Origin of the sequence: Halomonas maura (assembly GCF_030409305.1) — a bacterium.
In the GTDB taxonomy this organism is placed as follows: Bacteria; Pseudomonadota; Gammaproteobacteria; order Pseudomonadales; family Halomonadaceae; genus Halomonas; species Halomonas maura.
In genome coordinates this window covers 10,504-28,642 of sequence record NZ_JAUFPQ010000005.1, presented here as the reverse complement: position 1 = coordinate 28,642, position 18,139 = coordinate 10,504, and the positions used below count along the sequence as shown (strand labels likewise).

At 69.7% G+C, this 18,139-nt stretch carries 17 protein-coding genes; 7 read left to right on the top strand and 10 right to left on the bottom strand.

Features of this window, described 5'->3' with window-relative positions; all coding sequences use genetic code 11:
* Positions 1 to 535 precede the first annotated feature (535 nt).
* From QWY76_RS01440 to hisC, 6 genes are all read right to left on the bottom strand, one after another.
* Complete coding sequence (locus QWY76_RS01440) at positions 536 to 2,683, bottom strand: TRAP transporter permease (protein ID WP_290309335.1); 2,148 nt, start codon at positions 2,681 to 2,683, stop codon at positions 536 to 538.
* A 124-nt stretch (positions 2,684 to 2,807) separates the two neighbouring features.
* Positions 2,808 to 3,833, bottom strand: a complete 1,026-nt coding sequence (locus tag QWY76_RS01435) for a TAXI family TRAP transporter solute-binding subunit (protein WP_290309334.1) — start codon at positions 3,831 to 3,833, stop codon at positions 2,808 to 2,810.
* Positions 3,834 to 4,029: 196 nt separating this feature from the next.
* Positions 4,030 to 5,412 carry a sigma-54-dependent transcriptional regulator gene (locus tag QWY76_RS01430; RefSeq protein ID WP_290309333.1) on the bottom strand — a complete coding sequence of 461 codons (1,383 nt, stop codon included), beginning with the start codon at positions 5,410 to 5,412 and terminating at the stop codon, positions 4,030 to 4,032.
* Positions 5,402 to 7,183 carry a sensor histidine kinase gene (locus QWY76_RS01425; protein WP_290309332.1) on the bottom strand — a complete coding sequence of 594 codons (1,782 nt, stop codon included), beginning with the start codon at positions 7,181 to 7,183 and terminating at the stop codon, positions 5,402 to 5,404. Before QWY76_RS01425 ends, QWY76_RS01430 begins: the two co-directional genes overlap by 11 nt.
* Positions 7,184 to 7,197: 14 nt before the next feature.
* Positions 7,198 to 7,611: an SMU1112c/YaeR family gloxylase I-like metalloprotein gene (gloA2, locus tag QWY76_RS01420; RefSeq protein ID WP_290309331.1), complete on the bottom strand. Its 414-nt coding sequence runs from the start codon at positions 7,609 to 7,611 to the stop codon at positions 7,198 to 7,200.
* Between the two features lie 58 nt (positions 7,612 to 7,669).
* On the bottom strand, positions 7,670 to 8,725 hold the full coding sequence (gene hisC, locus QWY76_RS01415; RefSeq protein WP_290309330.1) for a histidinol-phosphate transaminase: 1,056 nt from the start codon (positions 8,723 to 8,725) through the stop codon (positions 7,670 to 7,672).
* A gap of 118 nt (positions 8,726 to 8,843) precedes the next feature.
* Between hisC and QWY76_RS01410 the strand changes: the two genes are divergently transcribed.
* The 5 genes from QWY76_RS01410 (at position 8,844) to mnmH (ending at position 14,055) form a co-directional block, all read left to right on the top strand.
* Positions 8,844 to 9,740 (top strand): AEC family transporter, encoded by an 897-nt coding sequence (locus QWY76_RS01410; RefSeq protein ID WP_290309329.1) that lies wholly within the window; start codon positions 8,844 to 8,846, stop codon positions 9,738 to 9,740.
* A 110-nt stretch (positions 9,741 to 9,850) separates the two neighbouring features.
* Positions 9,851 to 10,303 (top strand): copper resistance protein NlpE N-terminal domain-containing protein, encoded by a 453-nt coding sequence (locus QWY76_RS01405; RefSeq protein ID WP_290309328.1) that lies wholly within the window; start codon positions 9,851 to 9,853, stop codon positions 10,301 to 10,303.
* 106 nt (positions 10,304 to 10,409) lie between these two features.
* Positions 10,410 to 11,795 carry a DNA repair protein RadA gene (gene radA / locus QWY76_RS01400; RefSeq protein ID WP_290309327.1) on the top strand — a complete coding sequence of 462 codons (1,386 nt, stop codon included), beginning with the start codon at positions 10,410 to 10,412 and terminating at the stop codon, positions 11,793 to 11,795.
* A gap of 101 nt (positions 11,796 to 11,896) precedes the next feature.
* Positions 11,897 to 12,934, top strand: coding sequence for a selenide, water dikinase SelD (selD, locus tag QWY76_RS01395; protein ID WP_290309326.1), 1,038 nt, complete (start codon positions 11,897 to 11,899; stop codon positions 12,932 to 12,934).
* Positions 12,931 to 14,055 carry a tRNA 2-selenouridine(34) synthase MnmH gene (gene mnmH / locus QWY76_RS01390; protein ID WP_290309325.1) on the top strand — a complete coding sequence of 375 codons (1,125 nt, stop codon included), beginning with the start codon at positions 12,931 to 12,933 and terminating at the stop codon, positions 14,053 to 14,055. The genes selD and mnmH overlap by 4 nt, the downstream gene beginning before the upstream one ends.
* Positions 14,056 to 14,058: 3 nt before the next feature.
* Here the strand turns inward: mnmH and QWY76_RS01385 are convergent, their stop codons facing one another.
* Positions 14,059 to 14,751 carry a type 1 glutamine amidotransferase gene (locus QWY76_RS01385; protein WP_290309324.1) on the bottom strand — a complete coding sequence of 231 codons (693 nt, stop codon included), beginning with the start codon at positions 14,749 to 14,751 and terminating at the stop codon, positions 14,059 to 14,061.
* A gap of 47 nt (positions 14,752 to 14,798) precedes the next feature.
* On the opposite strand from QWY76_RS01385, the gene QWY76_RS01380 reads away from it, so the two are divergent.
* Positions 14,799 to 15,092, top strand: a complete 294-nt coding sequence (locus tag QWY76_RS01380) for an MGMT family protein (RefSeq protein WP_290309323.1) — start codon at positions 14,799 to 14,801, stop codon at positions 15,090 to 15,092.
* A 170-nt stretch (positions 15,093 to 15,262) separates the two neighbouring features.
* On the top strand, positions 15,263 to 15,844 hold the full coding sequence (locus tag QWY76_RS01375) for a YjaG family protein (RefSeq protein ID WP_290309322.1): 582 nt from the start codon (positions 15,263 to 15,265) through the stop codon (positions 15,842 to 15,844).
* Positions 15,845 to 16,119: 275 nt separating this feature from the next.
* Here the strand turns inward: QWY76_RS01375 and hisF are convergent, their stop codons facing one another.
* From hisF to hisH, 3 genes are all read right to left on the bottom strand, one after another.
* The gene (hisF, locus tag QWY76_RS01370) at positions 16,120 to 16,893 is read right to left on the bottom strand and encodes an imidazole glycerol phosphate synthase subunit HisF (protein WP_290309321.1); all 774 of its coding nucleotides are present in this window, start codon (positions 16,891 to 16,893) and stop codon (positions 16,120 to 16,122) included.
* A 2-nt stretch (positions 16,894 to 16,895) separates the two neighbouring features.
* Entirely contained in the window at positions 16,896 to 17,648 is a 753-nt protein-coding gene (gene hisA / locus QWY76_RS01365) for a 1-(5-phosphoribosyl)-5-[(5-phosphoribosylamino)methylideneamino]imidazole-4-carboxamide isomerase (protein ID WP_290309320.1), read from the bottom strand.
* A 116-nt stretch (positions 17,649 to 17,764) separates the two neighbouring features.
* A partial coding sequence (gene hisH, locus QWY76_RS01360; protein WP_290309319.1) for an imidazole glycerol phosphate synthase subunit HisH occupies positions 17,765 to 18,139 on the bottom strand: 375 nt, incomplete at its 5' end.

The window sequence follows — 18,139 nt, the reverse complement described above, 5'->3', positions numbered from 1 at the left end:
AGAAAACCCCGGTAGCGACAGCTGCCGGGGTTTTTTCATGTTGGCCCGATGGCGGCGGGCGAGGGGGCGCCCATGGACCCGTTGGTCGGGCGAAGGGGCGCCACGTCAGCGGGCCCGCCGGGCGAGTCTCAGCGACGAGCCGCGTCGAGTCCCGGAGCGAATATCGTCAGGCACTGATTCCGAGAACACCCCGGTAGCGACGGCTGCCGGGGTTTTTTCATGGCTGGGTGGCGAGGTCGCGCCTCATTGAGCATATGGGGCGGCGTTCCCAGGGTGCCGACCACCGGCGCTGGCCAGGACATCGTCTGGGCTATGCCGAGCCCCCCGGGGCCGCAGGCTCGGGGCCATGGTCGGCAGTTGCCGAGCCCGATGGTCGAGAAATCCGGGTCCAGGGGGAGCCGGCAAGCTCAACGGGAACACCCGAGCCGCGGAGCGGCTCTCGTCGTACCGGGTGTCGGACGAGGCGAGGGGGCATTCAAGGAGGCCTCCGGCGCCGTGCCGGAGGCCTTTCGTCACGTCGATCTTCTGGGCGTGCTCAGCCGGGCCGGGTGTCCGCAACGAAGGGGGCAGGGTGCCTGCCGAGACGATGGCTCCACAGCAGCACCGCGACGAAGACGACCAGGCCCAGAAGGTCCAGGGCGAGGTGGCCGTGGGGCCACAGCATCAGCGCGCCGATCGGGAACATGCACAGGCGCAGCCACCAGGCCAGCTCGTGCTCGAGGTAGCCTTCGAGCCCGGCAATGATGGCATAGATCCCGAACGTGGCGAACACGAACACCGTGACCATGTCGAGTGCCGATCCCGTGATCAGGGGCGACCACACGAACAGCAAGGGGATGATGTACAGCCCCTTGGCGATCTTCCAGGCGGTGAAACCGGTGCGCATCTGCGGTGTCTCGGCGATGGCCGCCGCGGCAAAGGCGGTCAGGCATACCGGAGGAGTGACGTTCGAGTCCTGGGACAGCCAGAAGATCACCATATGGGCCGCGACGAGCAGCATGGTCAGGGTGTGGGGGGACAGCGCCTGTTCATAGAGCTGGCTGCGGAAGTCGTCTGGCACCACCGACAGCAGCTCCCTGGCCGAGGCGGCATCCATCGGCGCATCCAGGGCGGCCAGCTGATCCGGGGCGGCCAGCATGAAGATGGCCCTGGCCTGCTCGGGGAGCTGGCCGCTCATCAGCAGGTCGATCAGCTGGTCCTGCGCCATCAGGCCGTAGAGCGCCGGCGCCGACAGGGTGCCCAGCACGATGTAGGCGGCCGTGACCGGCAGGCCCATGCCCAGCACCAGGGAGGCCACGGCGATCAGCACCAGGGTGATCAGCAGGCTGCCGCCCGCCCAGTCGGCGATCATCAGCGAGAAGACGTTGCCGATGCCGGTGGTGGAGACCACGTTGACGATCAGCCCGACCGTCAGCAACAGGATGGCGGTGGTGATCATGTTGCGGGCGCCGAGCGAGAGGGCCTCGAGGATGGCCTTGAAGGTCATCGGCGTCTTCGACAGCCAGGAGGCCACCACAACCGAGAGGATGGCGATGCCGGCGGCATAGGTGGGCGTGAAACCGTGGATCAGGGCCGCCACCAGCACCACCAGGGGCATCAGGTAGTGCCAGCCGCCCTTGAGCACGGCAAGCAAGCTCGGTGCGTTCTCGTCGGCCAGCTGGTGGGCATGGCTGCGCTTGGCCTCGATGCGCACGAACATGGCGACGGAGAGGAAGTAGAGCAGGGCGGGCAGCGCCGCGATGCCGATGATCGAGAGATAGGAGACCTGGGTGTAGGACGCCATGATGAAGGCGCCTGCGCCCATCACCGGCGGCATCAGCTGGCCACCGGTGGAGGCGGCGGCCTCCACGCCGGCGGCGAAGCGTGCCGGGAAGCCGGCCTTGCGCATCATCGGGATGGTGATGACCCCGGTGGAGACGGTGTTGGCGACGCTGGAACCGGACACCGAGCCCATCAGGCCCGAGGCGAAGACGGCGACGAACCCGGGCCCGCCGACGAAGCGACCGGCGGCGCAGCGTGCCAGCTCGATGATGAAGTCCCCCGCCCCCGAGCGCACCAGGAAGGCGCCGAACAGGATGAACATGAAGACATAGGACCAGGAGATGCGAGCGATGGAGCCCAGCATGCCCTCGCCGCCCATGTAGCTTCTGAACAGCACGGTTTCCCAGCTTAGGCCGGGAAAATTGAACACGCCGCCGATGTACTGGCCCCACCAGGCCACATAGCTCAGGGCGACGAGGCACAGCAGCGGGATAAACCAGCCCGTGGTGCGCCGGGCGAATTCCAGCACCAGCCCCAGGGCGACGATGGAGACGATCCAGTCGGCGGTCGAGAAGCGTACGCCGCGCTCGTAAAGGGCATCCTCGAAGGCGATCAGGTACAGGGCGCAGCCTACCGCGGCCAGGCCCAGCAGGATGTCGATCAGCAGCACCAGTCGCCGTCGCGACGGCTTGGCGGAGTGAAGCATCGGTACGGCGAGCGCGCACAGCAGGCCGAACAGCCCGAAGTGCAGCGCGCTGGTCCAGATCTCGGACAGGGTGCTGAAGGTATTGAAGTAGAGATGAGTCAGGGCGATGACGATGGTCAGGCCGAACAGCAGGCGTCCCAGCCAGGGATGATCGAGACGCGCCGGGGCCTCGCTGGCCGACTCGTCTCGTACCTCGCTTGCGGATGTGGTGTTCATGGGAGCTCTCCTGGAGCGGGCGGCAGCGGCCAGCCGTGGAGGCCGCTGGTGTCGGAATTGCCTCGGAGGCCCGTCGGGCCCCTGTCCGGCAGGGGCTCGACGGCGGACCGCGGGATGAGGGAAATCAGTCGGCGATCAACGCCTCCGGGATCTCCAGCCCCTGCTCCTCGAAGAAGCGGGCCGCCCCGGGGTGCAGTGGCATCGGCAGGCCGTCGAGGGCCTTCTCCAGGGCCATGGCGCGAGTGGCGGGGTGGATGTTGTTGAGGAACGGCAGGTTCTCGTACATCGCCTTGGTGATCTGGTAGACGTCCTCGTCGGGCACGTCGGCATTGACCACCAGGATGTTGGGTTGGGCGATGGTGTGGATGGCCTCGTCCTGCCCCGGGTAGGTGTCGGCGTCGATCTGGTAGGGGCTCCACACCGGGAATTCCTGGTTGATGCGTTGCAGCTGGTCCTCGGTGACGCCCAGCACGCTGATCTCGTCGCCCATGTTGGCGAAGGCACTGGTGACCGCGGAGGCCGGCGCGCCGGCCGGGATGTTCATGCCGTCGATGTTGCCGTTCTGCATGGCCTCGGCACTGGCGCTGTAGCCCAGATGGGCCAGGTCCATCCGCTGGGGATCGATGTCGAGACCGGCAAGAATCTGCCGACCGGAGCCCTCGGTGCCGGAGTTGCGCGCGCCGATGGAGAAGCCGTGGTCATAGAGGCCGGTCAGGTCGTCGATGGTGCCGGTGTCCACCAGGTCGTTGCGCACCACGAAGTGCTCGACGTTCTGCCACAGCATGGAGATCGAGCGGATGTCCTTGTAGGCCTTGGGCACCGGGCCGCTGCCGTTCCAGGCCCAGGCGCCATAGAGCGCCTGGATGATGCCGAACTGTGCCTCGTCGGCATCCATCAGGCGCAGGTTCTCCGCCGAGCCGGCCGAGCTGATGGCCGAGACCGACAGGTCATGGGTGGGCTCGAGCTTGACCCGCACCAGGGTCGACAGGGCGACGCCGACGGGATAGAAGGTGCCGCCGGTAGTGGCCGTGCCCATGATGTACTGGCCACCGCCTTCCCCGGATTGGGCGGATGCCGTGGACGCCCCCAGGCCCAGTGCCGTGGCGGTGGTGAGGGTCAGGGCGAGTTTCAGGAACTGACGTTTTTGCATACGAGCCTCCGTCGCAAGCGAGTTATTTTGATGACTGGCTCGCTGACATAGCGACAACCTTGCCAGGGGGAGGCTTGTGCTTTGTCTTCAGTACGTTGGAGCGCTCTTGGGGGGGCGGCCGGGGGGCACTCGCCGGGAAGTCGGCCATTTGTTGCCGATGCCGGCCGCCACCATCGGCAAGAAATGGCCGAGCCCCTCAGGGCTCGCTCGGACCGGCGCTTTCAGGGTCGGCGAGGTCGAGGAACGCCTCCCGACGCAGCCCGTGCTTGAGCATCTTCTGGTTCAGGGTGCGCCGGGGCAGCTCCAGCTCTTCCATCACCGCCTGGATGTTGCCGCCATGGCGGCCCAGGGCGGCGCGCAGCAAGGAGCACTCGAAGGCGGCGACCTGGGCGTTCAGCGAGCCGAGCTCGGCGACCTCGCCATCCTCGAGGCCCGGGATCTCGAGCCCGAGCACGAAGCGGGTGGCGGCATTGCGCATCTGACGCAGGTTGCCCGGCCAGTCCTGCTGCTCGAGGGCCTGGAGCAGGGCGGGAGAAGCCTCGGGCACATCGCGCTCGTGGACCGCGGCGGCCTGCCGGCAGAAGTGGCTGAACAGCACCGCGATGTCCTCGCGACGCTCGCGCAAGGGGGGCAGTTGCAGCTCGGTGATGGCCAGACGGTAGTACAGGTCTTCGCGGAAGCGGCCCTCCCGCGCCATGGCCTGCAGGTCGGCCTTGGCGGCCGCCACCACGCGCAGTTCCACAGGACGCACCGCATTGCTGCCCAGCGGGGTGATCTCCCCTTCCTGCAGGGCCCGCAGCAGCTTGACCTGGGCGCTCAGCGGCAGGGATTCCACCTCATCGAGGAACAGGGTGCCGCCGCTGGCATGCTCCAGCCTGCCGATGCGCCGGGCGTTGGCGCCGGTGAAGGCGCCCTTCTCGTGGCCGAACAGCTCCGACTCGATCAGTTCGGGCGCCAGCGCGCCGCAGTTCAGGGCCACGAAAGGGGCCTCGGCGCCGGGGCCGAAATCATGCAGGCAGCGGGCGACGACCTCCTTGCCGCTGCCGGTCTCGCCCTGGACGAGGACATTGGCACGCACCGGGGCCAGGGTCGCGAGCTGTTGACGCAGGGCCACCATGGCCGGCGCCTGCCCCAGCAGGCGGCCCGCCAGGTCGCCCTCGCGAAGGGCGCGCCTGAGGCGGTCGTTCTCCAGCGCCAGGCGACGCTGCTGGAGGGCGCGCCGCACGCACTCCTCGAGGCGCTCCGGGGCGAAGGGCTTCTCCACGAAATCCCAGCAGCCGGCCTGCATGGCCGCCACCGCCATCGGCACGTCGCCATGGCCGGTCATCAGCACCACCGGTGGCGGCGCCTCCAGCGCCTGTACCGTATCGAGCAGCGCCAGGCCATCCATGCCCGGCATCTTGACGTCGCTGACCAGCACGCCGCAGGGGGCGTCGTCTCGCAGCGCCTCGAGGGCCGGCGCCGCGGCGTCGAAGGTGCGCACCGCCAGGTCCGAGACGTCCAGCCACTGGCTCAGCGACTCCCGGACATCGGGATCGTCATCGACCAGCCACACGGGAAGGGTGTCTTCAGTCGGCATCCTGGCGTTCTCCGTCGGGTGGGCTCCGGTCAGCGGCGATGGGCAGGGTGACCTCGAAACAGGCACCTTCCGGCTCCAGGTTGGTGACGGTGATGCGTCCCTCCAGGTCCTGCACGATGCCGAAGCAGATGAACAGGCCGAGCCCCAGGCCGTCGCCTACCGCCTTGGTCGTGAAGAACGGGTCGAACAGGCGCGGCAGGATGGCCTCGTCGATCCCCGGGCCATTGTCGGCGATCCGCAGCACCACGCTGTCCTCATCGGCCCTGAGGCCGATGGCCAGTCTCGGCCTGTCGACCGGCTTCAGGGCATCCAGGGCGTTGTGTAGCAGGTTGCTCAGCAATTGCTCGATGCGCAAGGTGTCGCCGAGCACCCGCGGGGGCCGCTCTGCGCCATGATCGACGGTCACTTCGACGCCCTGCTGGCGAAGACGCTCGTCGAGCAGCTCCAGCACGAAGACCAGGCGCTCGTCGAGGTCGACCGGTTCGCGGCTGCCGCCCCGACGGGCGAACAGCCTGAGCTGGCGGATCAGGGCATCCTGGCGGTCGCACAGCGACTCTATGCGCGCAAAATTGCTCTCGGCCGCCTCCCGGCGCCCCCTGGCCAGCAGGCGAGCCCCGTTGGCGGCATAGGTGCGAATGCCCGAGAGCGGCTGATTCAGCTCGTGGGCGATGCCTGCCGCCATGGTGCCGAGGGAGGCCAGCTTGCCGGCCTGCACCAGTTCCTCCTGAGCCTCCTGCAGTGCCTGGGTACGCTCGACGACCCGCATCTCGAGCCGCGCGTTGGCCTCGTGGATGATCCGTGCCTCGCGATCGCGCAGGCGTCGGCGTTTCTGGCGTTCGCGTAGCCACAGCCCGAGCAGCAACAGCACCAGGCTGGCGCCCGCCGCCGACAGGAAGGCGTTGCGCGCGTCCAGGTACAGCGGTCGCATCGGTACCAGATAGTGCATGGTCCAGCCCAGCAGGCGCTGTTGCCGCGAGAGGTCCAGGTAGCGCTCGCTGACGGAGTCGCCGCCGATGGCCAGGGAGCCGTCGGCCAGCACCCGCCCGAGGCGCTCGAGAGGCTGGTCGAGGAACTGGCGCTGCTGGCGGATCTCGTCCATCGCCGCTGCGGTAATCGGTTCGAGCGTCCGATACCGCCAGGCGGGGCGGCTGGACAGGATGACCACCCCGTTGGCGTCGGAGAGCAGCACGGTCTCCCCGGCCCGTCGCCAGCTCTCCTGCAGCGATTCCAGCGCCACCTTGATGGCCACCACGCCGATCGCCTGGCCGTCGGCGGCCGAGAGCACCGGTGCCGAGACGAAGTAGCCCGCGCGCTCGGTGGTGCTGCCGATGGCGAAGAACTCGCCCTCGCCCTCGCGCATGGCGTCCTGGAAGTAGGGCCTGAACCCATAGTGGTGGCCGACGAAGCTGTCCGCGCTGGCATGGTTGCTGCTGGCCATGGTGTCGCCGCGTCGGTCGAGCAGGAAGATGGCTTCGGCTCCGGCATCTTCGGCCACGCGTTGAAGATGGCGATTGACGCGGTCGATGGCACGCTCGCGCCCGTCGGCCACCGCCGCCTGGACCAGCGGCTGGCCGGCCAGCAGCCTCGGCAGGTAGGCGAAGCGGGCCAGGGCGCCCTCCAGGGTAGTGGTGTACAGCGATAGCCGGTTCTGGGCATGCTGGTGGGCGGCCTCCAGCGATTGCTGGAACTGCCACTGCCAGACGCACCACCACAGGGTCGCCGCCAGCAGTCCGACGGCGGTCAGCAGGACGCGGCGCCATGGTCGCTTCACGCTGGCGGGCCCGGTCACGCTGCGTCTTCGTATAGCTCGATCGGTGTGCCGTCGGGGTCGGCGAGGAAGGTGAAGCGGGCCCCGGTGATCTCGTCGACGCGGATCGGCTCGGGCCTGGCCCCGCGGGCCTCGAGCAGTGCCACGCAGGCGTCGAGGTCGGGGGTGGCGAGCGCCAGGTGGCGCAGGCCACAGGCCTCGGGGTAGCTCGGCCGTGGCGGCGGCGAGGGGAAGGAGAACAGCTCGAGCTGGATGCCGCCCGGCAGGCGCAGGTCCAGCTTGTGGCTGTCGCGCTCCTCCCGGTAGACCTCGTTGAGGATCTCGGCGCCCATCACCTCGAGGTAGAAGCGCCGGGCGCGCGGGTAGTCGGCGGTGATCAGGGCCACGTGGTGCACGCGGGACAGTGGCAGCGGCTCTCGTGTGGCGTCCATGCGGACCTCGTCGATGGCGGAAGAGGGCACCCCGAGGGGCGCCGGCGAGCGCGGCGGGTCAGCGGCAGAGGGTCTCGAGGACCTCGATCAGGCTATCCATCTCGTCCTCGGTGCCGATGGAGATGCGCAACTGCTCGCTGAGGGTGTCGGTGTTGAAGTGGCGCACCAGGATGCCGCGCTCGCGCAGGCCGACGAACAGCTGGGCCGCGTCATGGCCCGGGTGGCTGACCAGCAGGAAGTTGCTCTGCGACGGCAGGACCCGGAAGCCCAGGCCTTCCAGCCGGGTGCGGGTACGCTCCCGGGTGGTGATGACCGCCTCGCGGCACGCCTCGAAGTGTTCGCGGTCCTCCAGGGCGGCGATGCCGATGGCGCTGGCCAGGCTGTCGATGGGGTAGGAATTGAAGGAGTCCTTGACCCGCTCCAGGCCCTCGATCAGTTCCCGGGATCCCACCGCATAGCCGAGCCGCAGGCCGGCCAGGCTGCGCGACTTGGAGAAGGTGCCGGTGACCAGCAGGTTGGGGTGGTCCGCGACCAGGGGCACGGCGCTCTCGCCGCCGAAGTCCACGTAGGCCTCGTCGACCAGCACCACCGACTCGGTGATCCGCTCGAGCAGCCCGGCGATGGCCGCGCGGCCGTGGCCGTGGCCGGTCGGGGCATTGGGGTTGGCGAAGATCGCCCCCGCGCCGTCCGCGGTGAAGGCCTCCAGGTCGACCCGCCACTGGTCGTCCAGCGGCAGCGTGCGGCGCTCCACGTCATACAGCCGGCAATACACCGGATAGAAGCTGTAGGTGATCGCCGGCATCTCCAGCGGCCGGTCGTGGCAGAAGAAGGCCTGGAAGGCCAGGGCCAGCACCTCGTCGGAGCCGTTGCCGACGAACACCTGCTCCACCTCGACCCCCAACTCCCGAGCCAGGGCCGCGCGCAGGGCGCGGGACTCCGGGTCCGGGTAGCGCCGCAGGTGATCGGCCGGGAACTCCCGCAGCACCGCCTCGACGCCCGGCGCCGGCGGGTAGGGGTTCTCGTTGGTGTTCAGCTTGATCAGGCGCTCGCGGGGCTGCTCGCCGGGGACATAGGGCGTCAGCTCACGGACCTTGGGGCTCCAGAACTTGCTCATGGTCACTCTCAGGGTGTCGGGGCAATGCGGCCATGGTCGCCCGAGCGGCGTGCCCGCGCAAGCTGCGAGCCATGCTAGCCTGTGGCCTCATCTCTTCGCCTGCTACGGAAGCTCCCCGATGATCGGCCAGATCCTCGCCACACTATTGCCGGTGTTCCTGATCGCCGGTTGCGGCACCCTCTACGGACGCTATCGTCGCCCCGACATCCGCGGCCTCAATACCCTCAACATGGAGCTCTTCGTGCCCATGCTGGTGTTCGCGGTACTCGCCGATCGCGAGGCGCCGTTGACCGACTATGCGCGGCTGGCCCTGGCCGCCACCGTGGTGGTGCTCGGCTCGGGGCTGCTGCTCTGGCCGCTGGTCAAGCTGCTGAGGCTGGAGCCCAAGACCTTCCTGCCACCGATGATGTTCAACAATTCCGGCAACATGGGCATCCCGCTGATCGTACTGGCCTTCGGCGAGGCGGCCCTGCCGGCGGCGGTGGTGCTGTTCATCGTCGAGATGCTGCTGCACTTCTCGGTGGGACTCTACATGCTCGACCCGCGCACCCCGCTGTGGCGCCTGCTGCGCATGCCCATCGTGCTGGCCAGCCTGGCCGGGCTCGGCCTCAACATCGGCGGGGTCGCCCTGCCGGGCTGGCTGCTGGAGTCGCTGGACATGCTCGGCGGGGTCTGTATCCCGTTGATGCTGTTCGCCCTGGGCGTGCGCATGCTCGATATCGACTTCGATGACTGGCGCAGCGGCCTGCTCGGTGCCGTGCTGTGCCCGCTGTCGGGGCTGGTGCTGGCCTGGCCGATGATCCTGTGGCTGGATCTCGGCGGCCTGTCGGCGGCGGCGCTGTGGGTGTTCGCGGCCCTGCCGCCGGCGGTGCTCAACTACCTGGTGGCCGAGCAGTATCGCCAGCAACCACACCGGGTGGCCTCGCTGGTGTTGATCGGCAACCTGGGCAGTCTGGTGGTGATGCCACTGGTGCTCTGGCTGGTGTTCGAGCACGTCCAGCCGATGGCATCATGAGCGAGTGAACCCGGCGGCGTAGAGACTGTCCGCCATAGTCACGAGAGGTTATGCTGTCAGGCAGGCTGCCGTGGATCACGGCGTCATGCCCATTGGTTAGGAGGACGAAGATGCAAATCAGGACCTTGCTGGCTGGCTCTGCCATGCTTGCCGTGCTGGCGGGCTGCGCCACTGGCCCTACCGGTCAGGGAGCCACCGATAACGGGATGGAAGCCGTCGAGGCGACCTATCAGGGCACCTTGCCGTGCCGCAACTGCGAGGGCATCGACCTGGATGTGACGCTGGTCGGCGATGACGAGAGTGCCCCCGAGGATCGCACCTTCGACCTGCAGGCATCCTATCGCGCGCACCCGCAGAATCCGCCGGACGAGAACTACCAGGGTAACTGGGAGGTGCTGAGCGGCACCGCCGACAACCCCGAGGCCACCGTCTACGAGCTCACGCCGAGCGGTGAGGGTCAGGTCTACTACTTCCTGCGCCTCGACCCGCAGACCCTGGAGCTGATCGACCCCCAGCGTCGTCGCTTCCAGAACAACGAGATGCTGCGCCTGAAGCGCCTCTGAGGCCATCGGCAACGCATGTCTCGAGGGGCGGCCACCGGGCCGCCCCTCGTCATTGCAGGCCACCCGCCGGTGGCCCGAGTCTCGAACGTCACCTCCCGGGGAGCCCATGGCCAAAGCGAAGAGCGCCTTCGTGTGCACCGAGTGCGGTGCCGAATACCGCAAGTGGCAGGGGCAGTGCAGCAGCTGCCAGGAATGGAATACCCTGAGCGAGGTTCGCCTCTCGGCGGCCCGGCCCGGCGCCGCGAGCGTCGGGGGAGGGGGGACGGCGGGCCGCGCTGGCTATGCCGGCAGCCTGTCCCGGGAGGTCGTCGACCTGGGCCAGGTCGACCTCGGCGAGGTGCCGCGGCTGTCCTCGACCTTCGAGGAATTCGACCGGGTGCTGGGCGGCGGCCTGGTGCCGGGCTCCGCCGTGCTGCTCGGCGGCCATCCCGGCGCCGGCAAGTCGACCCTGCTGCTGCAGACCGCCTGCAAGCTGGCCCAGCAGCGTCGCGTGCTCTACGTCACCGGCGAGGAATCGCTGTCCCAGGTGGCGATGCGCGCCCATCGCCTGCAGCTGCCGACCCAGGGGCTCAAGATGCTCGCCGAGACCAGCATCGAGACCATCCTCGGCGTGGCCGAGCGCGAGCGCCCGGATATCCTGATCATCGACTCCATCCAGACCACCCACCTGGAGGACATCGCCTCGGCCCCGGGCGGGGTGGCCCAGGTACGCGAGTCCGCCGCGGCGCTGACCCGCTTCGCCAAGCAGTCGAGCACCGTGCTGCTGCTGGTCGGTCACGTGACCAAGGACGGCACCCTGGCCGGCCCCAAGGTGCTCGAGCACATGATCGATGCCTCGCTGCTGCTCGAGGGCGGGGCGGACTCGCGCTTCCGCACCCTGCGCGGCCAGAAGAACCGCTTCGGCGCGGTCAACGAGCTGGGCGTGTTCGCCATGCTCGAGCATGGCCTCAAGGAGGTGAAGAACCCCAGCGCCATCTTCCTGTCGCGCACCGAGGAGCAGGCCCCGGGCAGCCTGGTGATGGTGGTCTGGGAGGGCACCCGGCCGATCCTGGTGGAGGTCCAGGCGCTGCTCGACGACTCGGCGCTGGGCAATCCCCGGCGCGTGGCGCTGGGCCTCGACCAGAACCGCCTGGCCATGCTGCTGGCGGTGCTGCACCGCCATGGCGGGTTGTTCACCGGCGACCAGGACGTCTTCCTCAACGTGGTCGGCGGGGTCAAGGTGCTCGAGACCAGCGCCGACCTGGCCGTGCTGCTGGCGGTGGTCTCCAGCCTGCAGAGCCGCCCCCTGGCCCGGGAGCTGGTGGTGTTCGGCGAGGTGGGGCTGTCCGGCGAGATCCGCCCGGTGCCGAGCGGCCAGGAGCGCATCGTCGAGGCCGCCAAGCATGGTTTCCGCCGCGCCATCGTGCCCCGCGCCAACGCCCCCAGGCACTCGCCCGAGGGCATGGAGGTGGTGGCCGTGGACAAGCTGGCCGATGCCCTGGAAGCCCTGTAGCCCTTGGCGCCTCGCTCGTCGGCGAGCGTGAAATCGGCGTCCAGCGACGGAGCGGGGGCGCTGTGTTGTAGAATGCCGGTAACGACGCCAAGGAGAACGAGATGAGTGCCATCCGTCTGACCCAGTACAGCCACGGCGCGGGCTGTGGCTGCAAGATCGCTCCCGACGTCCTGGACGGCATCCTCGCCAAGGCCGGGCCGGGCGCCAGCCATTCCCGGCTGATCGTCGGCAACCAGGGCCGCGAGGACGCCGCCGTCTACGACCTCGGCGACGGCCGCGGCATGATCGCCACCACCGACTTCTTCATGCCCATCGTCGACGACCCCTTCGACTTCGGCCGCATCGCCGCCACCAATGCCATCAGCGACGTCTTCGCCATGGGCGGCACGCCGGTGATGGCGCTGGGCATCCTCGGCTGGCCGCTGGACAAGCTCGGCGCCGATATCGCCGGCGACGTGGTGGCCGGTGCCCAGGCGGTGTGCCGCGAGCTGGGCCTGGCGCTGGCCGGCGGCCACTCCATCGACGCCCCGGAGCCGATCTTCGGCCTGGCGGTCAATGGCCTGGTCGACCTCGAGCACCTCAAGCTCAACAAGGGCGCCCAGGTCGGCGACCTGCTCTACCTGACCAAGCCGCTGGGCTTGGGCATGCTGACCACCGCGGAGAAGCAGGGGCTGCTCGAGGCCGGCCACCAGGGCCTGGCGCGGCGCACCATGCTGGAGACCAACCGCATCGGCACCGAGCTGGCCAAGATCTCCGGGGTGCACGCCATGACCGATGTCACCGGCTTCGGCCTCGCCGGCCACCTGGCCGAGGTCTGCGAGGCCAGCGGCGTGGCCGCCAGGATCGACTTCCGCCGCCTGCCGCGGCTGGCCGAGGCCGAGTCCTACCGTCGCCAGGGCGCGGTGCCGGGCGGCACCCAGCGCAACCGCGACGCCCTGGGCGCGGCCCTGCCGGCCATGGACGACGTCCACTGGCAGTGGCTGTGCGACCCCCAGACCTCCGGCGGCCTGCTGCTGTCGGTGCATCCCTCCTGGGAGGACGATGTCGAGCGGGTGGGCCGCGACCATGGCCTCGAGCTCGAGCCCTTCGGCCAGGTCGTCGCCGCCAAGGGCGAGGGGCGCATCGAGGTGAAGGGGTGAGCCTGCCGCTGGTCGAGCCGTCGCTGGACCTGCTCCGCGAGGGGCGGGTACTGATCGACGTGCGCGCGCCGGTGGAGTTCGCCCAGGGCGCGCTCCCCGGCGCCGTCAACCTGCCGCTGATGGACGACGAGGAACGCCACCTGGTCGGCATCGAGTACAAGCAGGCCGGCCAGCAGGCCGCCATCGCCCTGGGCGAGCGGCTGGTCAGCGGCGGCATCAAGGCCGCCCGGGTCGCGGCCTGGCGGCGCCTGCTCGAGGCCCATCCCGATGCCGTCATCTACTGCTTTCGCGGCGGGCTGCGCTCCCAGGTCGCCCAGCAGTGGCTGGCCGAGGCCGGCATCACCCGGCCGCGCATCCGCGGCGGCTGGAAGGCCATGCGCCAGGCCTTGTGCACGCGCGTCGACGCCGCGGCCGGCCAGCCGCTGCTGGTGGTGGGCGGCCTCACCGGCTGCGCCAAGACCAGCTTGATCCATGCCCTCGACTGCGGCCTGGACCTGGAGGGCTGCGCCCGCCACAAGGGCTCGGCCTTCGGCCGCCATCCCCTGGCGGCGCCGTCGCAGATCGATTTCGAGCACGCCATGGGCCGGCGCCTGCTGGACCTGCCGGGCCCGGTGGTGGTGGAGGACGAGTCGCGCCATATCGGCGCGGCCAACGTGCCGCTGGCCTTCTGGCGCGGCATGGAGCAGGCGCCCCGGGTGCGCGTCGAGATGTCGCTGGACTGGCGCCTGGCGCAGATCCACAAGGACTACATCGACGATCTCTGGGAGATCTATCGCCACCACTTCGGGGACTGGCTGGGCTGGGCACTGATGCGCAAGCAGCTCGCCACCGCCCTGGGGCGGCTGCGCAAGCGGCTGGGCAGTGCGCGGCTGGCGCGCCTGCAGCGCCTCCAGGCGCTGGCCTTCCGCGAGCACGAGGCCGGCAACCGCCAGGCCCACGAGGCCTGGCTGGCGCCGCTGCTCACCGAGTACTACGACCCCATGTACCGCCACCAGCTGCAGAAGCACGATGACCAGCGCTTCCTCCACGTGGGCGACTGGGAGAGTTGCCTGGCCGTCGCCCGGGAGTGGAGCGCCGAGGCCGCCCGCCGCGGCGACGCGCGCACGGCCACCCCGGCCTGATCCTCAGCTCGCCGGCACGGCGCGCAGCCACTGGGAGAGCAGCCGGTCGAGCAGCGGGGCCAGCCGGTCGAAGCGCCGGGGGTCGGCCAGCATCGCCTCGCGGTCCTGGTGGTGGGGACTGGTGGCGTCGCCGTCGGGGCGGGGCAGGTGGTCGAGCATGGCGGTCACGCTCTCCGGGGTGGCCTCCAGATGGCAGAGCAGGCCCACCACCCGGCCGCCGTCCCAGCTGAAGCCCTGCAGCGGGCTGGCCTGGCTGCCGCCCAGCGGCAGGGCGTCCTCGGGCAGGGCGAACACCTCGCGGTGCCACATGAAGGCATCGAAGTGCTCCGGCAGGTCGAAGGGACTCTCCGGGGCCTGCTCGACCCGCTGCCAGCCGGTCTCGGCGTAGGTGCCGCGGGCCACCGTGGCGCCCAGGGCCTCGGCGATCAGCCGCGCCCCGTAGCCGATGCCGAGCAGCGGCTTGCGGCCGTCCAGGGCCTGGTCGATCAGCTTGCGCTCGCGGCGCTCCCAGTCCGGCGGCGAGGTGGCGTCCTCGGGGCCATCGAGCACGATCAGCGCATCGCCATCGGCCAGCCGCGGCGGCAGCTCGCCCTGGTCCAGATGGAAGACGGTGTGGCTATGGCCCATGCTGTCGAGCCAGTCGCCGATGCGAGCGGGCCCGCGGTACGGGCTGTGCTGAAGCAGGTGGATGTGCATGCGCGTCTCGCCGGTTGCCTGAACAAGGGAAAGCTGCGGAAGGGTACATGAAGCCAGCCCTGAAGGAACAGATACTGACCATCATCGCCGCGATCCCCGCGGGCCGGGTCACCACCTACGGGCGCATCGCCGCCATGACCGAGGGGGGCACGCCGCGGCTGGTGGCCCGGGCGCTGCGCGAACTCCCGGCGGGGCACGCGCTGCCCTGGTTCCGGGTGATCACCGCCTCGCGGCGCCTGGCCGACCATCCCGGGGCCGACGAGCAGCGCCGGCGATTGATCGACGAGGGCGTCGCCTTCGATGTCCGCGGCAGGGTCTCAGTGGAGCGCATGTGGCCTTGAACAGCGATATGCTACGTCGCTGATTCGGCGACAGGCCGGCGGGGAGGCGCTGTGAACCCTTCCCTGGGCGCTACCGACGCCATCCTGGCGTAGGAACTCCCCTTTGGCCTGTCCCCGACGCGCCGTCCCATCCATCAATGACTCGGACAACAGAGTCTCAAGGAGAATCCATGAGCGGTTTCTTCCAGCGCCTGCAGGCGCTATCGCCGCGTCGCCAGCAGGCCTTCATGGCGGCGCTCTGCGAGCGGCTGCTGCCCAACTATGCCCTCTATGCCGAGACCACCGGCCACGGCGACATGAAGGGACTGCGCGCCGTGCTCGACCTGGTCTGGGAGCGCCTGGCGGTCAAGGAGGCGCGCATCGACTTCGAGCGCCAGGCGGAGAAGCTGGCCGAGCTGGAGCCGCCCGCCGAGGACGACAGCTTCGGCGCCCGCCGCGCCCTGGAGGCGGTGGTGGCGATCTCCGCGCTGCTCGATACCCTGCGCGGCGAGGCCCCGGAGGCGGTGCTGGAAGTGAGCAGGACGTCTCGAGGGGGCGTGCGGGCCTTCATCGAGCTGACCGAGGGCGAGGAGGACGGCGAGCGCCTCGCCGCCCTGGTGCGCGAGCACCCGCTGATGGCGGACGAGAACGACTTCCAGGACGCGGTGCTCGAGGCGGTGGAAGGCGAGCTCGACCGCGACGGCCTCAAGGCGCTGCGCCGGCTGGGCCGCAACGAGGGCGTCAGCAACCTGGGGCTCGGCCCCGAGGAGTAGGGCGCCGTCGCGGCCGGCACCAACGACGAGGGCCCGCCGGATGGCGGGCCCTTCGTGTTAGGCGGACGACATGTGCCGCCGGGGACAAGGCGAAGCGAGGGTCTTTTGACCATGGGTGAGGCGGATACCGCCGAACGGGCTGGCCATGGATGGCCAGCACCGGCCCTGCAAGCGGAGCAGGATGCGAGAGCGCAGCAGGGCAAAAGTAGCGCCCATGGATGGGTTTACAGCGCCCTCGCGGAGGCGTGTCGCCGGCAGCTTGAGCACGAGGATGCTCAGAGCCGCATCTCGATCCCATGCTCGGCCATATAGCGCTTGGCCTCGGGGATGGTGTACTCGCCGAAGTGGAAGATGCTGGCGGCCAGCACCGCATCGGCGCCGCCGTCCTTGACCCCCTCCACCAGGTGGTCGAGGTTGCCGACGCCGCCGGAGGCGATCAACGGCACGCTCACCGCCTCGCTGATGGCGTGGGTGATGCCGATGTCGAAGCCGGCCTTGGTGCCGTCGCGGTCCATGCTGGTCAGCAGCAGCTCGCCGGCGCCCAGTTCGACCATCTTCTTCGCCCACTCCACGGCGTCGAGCCCGGTGGGGCGACGGCCGCCGTGGGTGAAGATCTCCCAGCGCGGCGTCTCGCCCTCGGCGGAGACCCGCTTGGCGTCGATGGCCACCACGATGCACTGGCTGCCGAAGCGCTCGGCGGCCTCGTGCACGAACTCGGGGTTGTTCACCGCCGCGGTGTTGATCGAGACCTTGTCGGCCCCGGCGTTGAGCATGGTGCGGATGTCGTCGCAGGTGCGGATGCCCCCGCCCACGGTCAGCGGGATGAACACCTCGCCGGCGATGCGCTCGACCATCTCCACCGTGGTGCCGCGATCCTCGTGGCTGGCGGTGATGTCGAGGAAGGTGATCTCGTCGGCGCCCTGCTGGTTGTAGCGCTGGGCGATCTCCACCGGGTCCCCGGCGTCACGGATGCCGATGAAGTTGACGCCCTTGACCACGCGGCCGGCGTCGACGTCCAGGCAGGGGATGATGCGCTTGGCGAGTCCCATGGTCAGCTCCCGTCTCGTTGGCCGGTGAGTTCATCGCACAGCGCCTGGGCCTCGGCCACGTCCAGGCTGCCCTCGTAGATGGCCCGGCCGGTGATGGCGCCGAGGATGCCCGGCTCGCCGGCGGCGATCAGCGCGCGCAGGTCGTCCAGGTTGGTGACGCCGCCGGAGGCGATCACCGGCAGCCCGCCCAGGCGGGCCAGCTCGGCGGTGGCCTCGACGTTGACGCCGCCCATCATGCCGTCCCGGGCGATATCGGTGTAGACGATCGACGAGACCCCGTCATCGGCGAAGCGCTTGGCCAGGTCGGTGGCCTTGATCTTGGACACCTCGGCCCAGCCGTCGGTGGCGACGAAGCCGTCGCGGGCATCCAGGCCGACGATCACGTGGCCGGGGAAGGCCTGGCACATCTCGGTGACGAAGGCCGGCTCCTTGACCGCCTTGGTGCCGATGATCACCTGGGAGACGCCGGCCTCCAGGTAGTGCTCGATGGTCGCGGCCGAACGGATGCCGCCGCCGATCTGGATCGGCAGCTCGGGATAGGCGCGGGCGATGGCGGTGACCGCCTCGCCGTTGACCGGCTCGCCCTCGAAGGCGCCGTTGAGGTCGACCAGGTGCAGCCGACGGGCGCCGGCCTCGACCCAGCGGGCGGCCATGGCCACCGGATCGTCGCCGTAGGTGGTGGCGTCATCCATCCGGCCCTGCTTGAGCCTGACGCACTTGCCGTCCTTGAGATCGATGGCGGGGATTACCAGCATGTCCAGTCCTCTTGGGGCGCGGCAGCGGGCGCCCTGTTGTCATGGGCGCGGCAGCGGGCGCCCTGGAAGGTCGTCACGGGCGCGACGCGCGGCGCCCGGGCACTCGGCGGCGCCGTTCAGGGCGTCCACTGTACGAAGTTTTCCAGCAGCTTCAGGCCGGCCCGGGAGCTCTTCTCCGGGTGGAACTGCACGGCGAAGGTGGCGTCGCGGCCGGTGGCCACATGGGCGGTGACCCGGCCGTAGTCGGTGGTGCCGAACACCTGGGCGTCGTCGGCGGCCTCCACGTAGTAGCTGTGCACGAAGTAGAAGTGCTCCTGGTCGTCGATGCCGGCCCACAGCGGGTGCGCGTGGTGCTGGCGCACCAGGTTCCAGCCCATGTGCGGGACCTTGAGGCGGTGGTCCTGGTCGTCGCGCATGTCGGCGGGGAAGCGACGCACCTCGCCGCCCATGAAGCCCAGGCAGCCGATGCCACCGTTCTCCTCGCTGTGGTC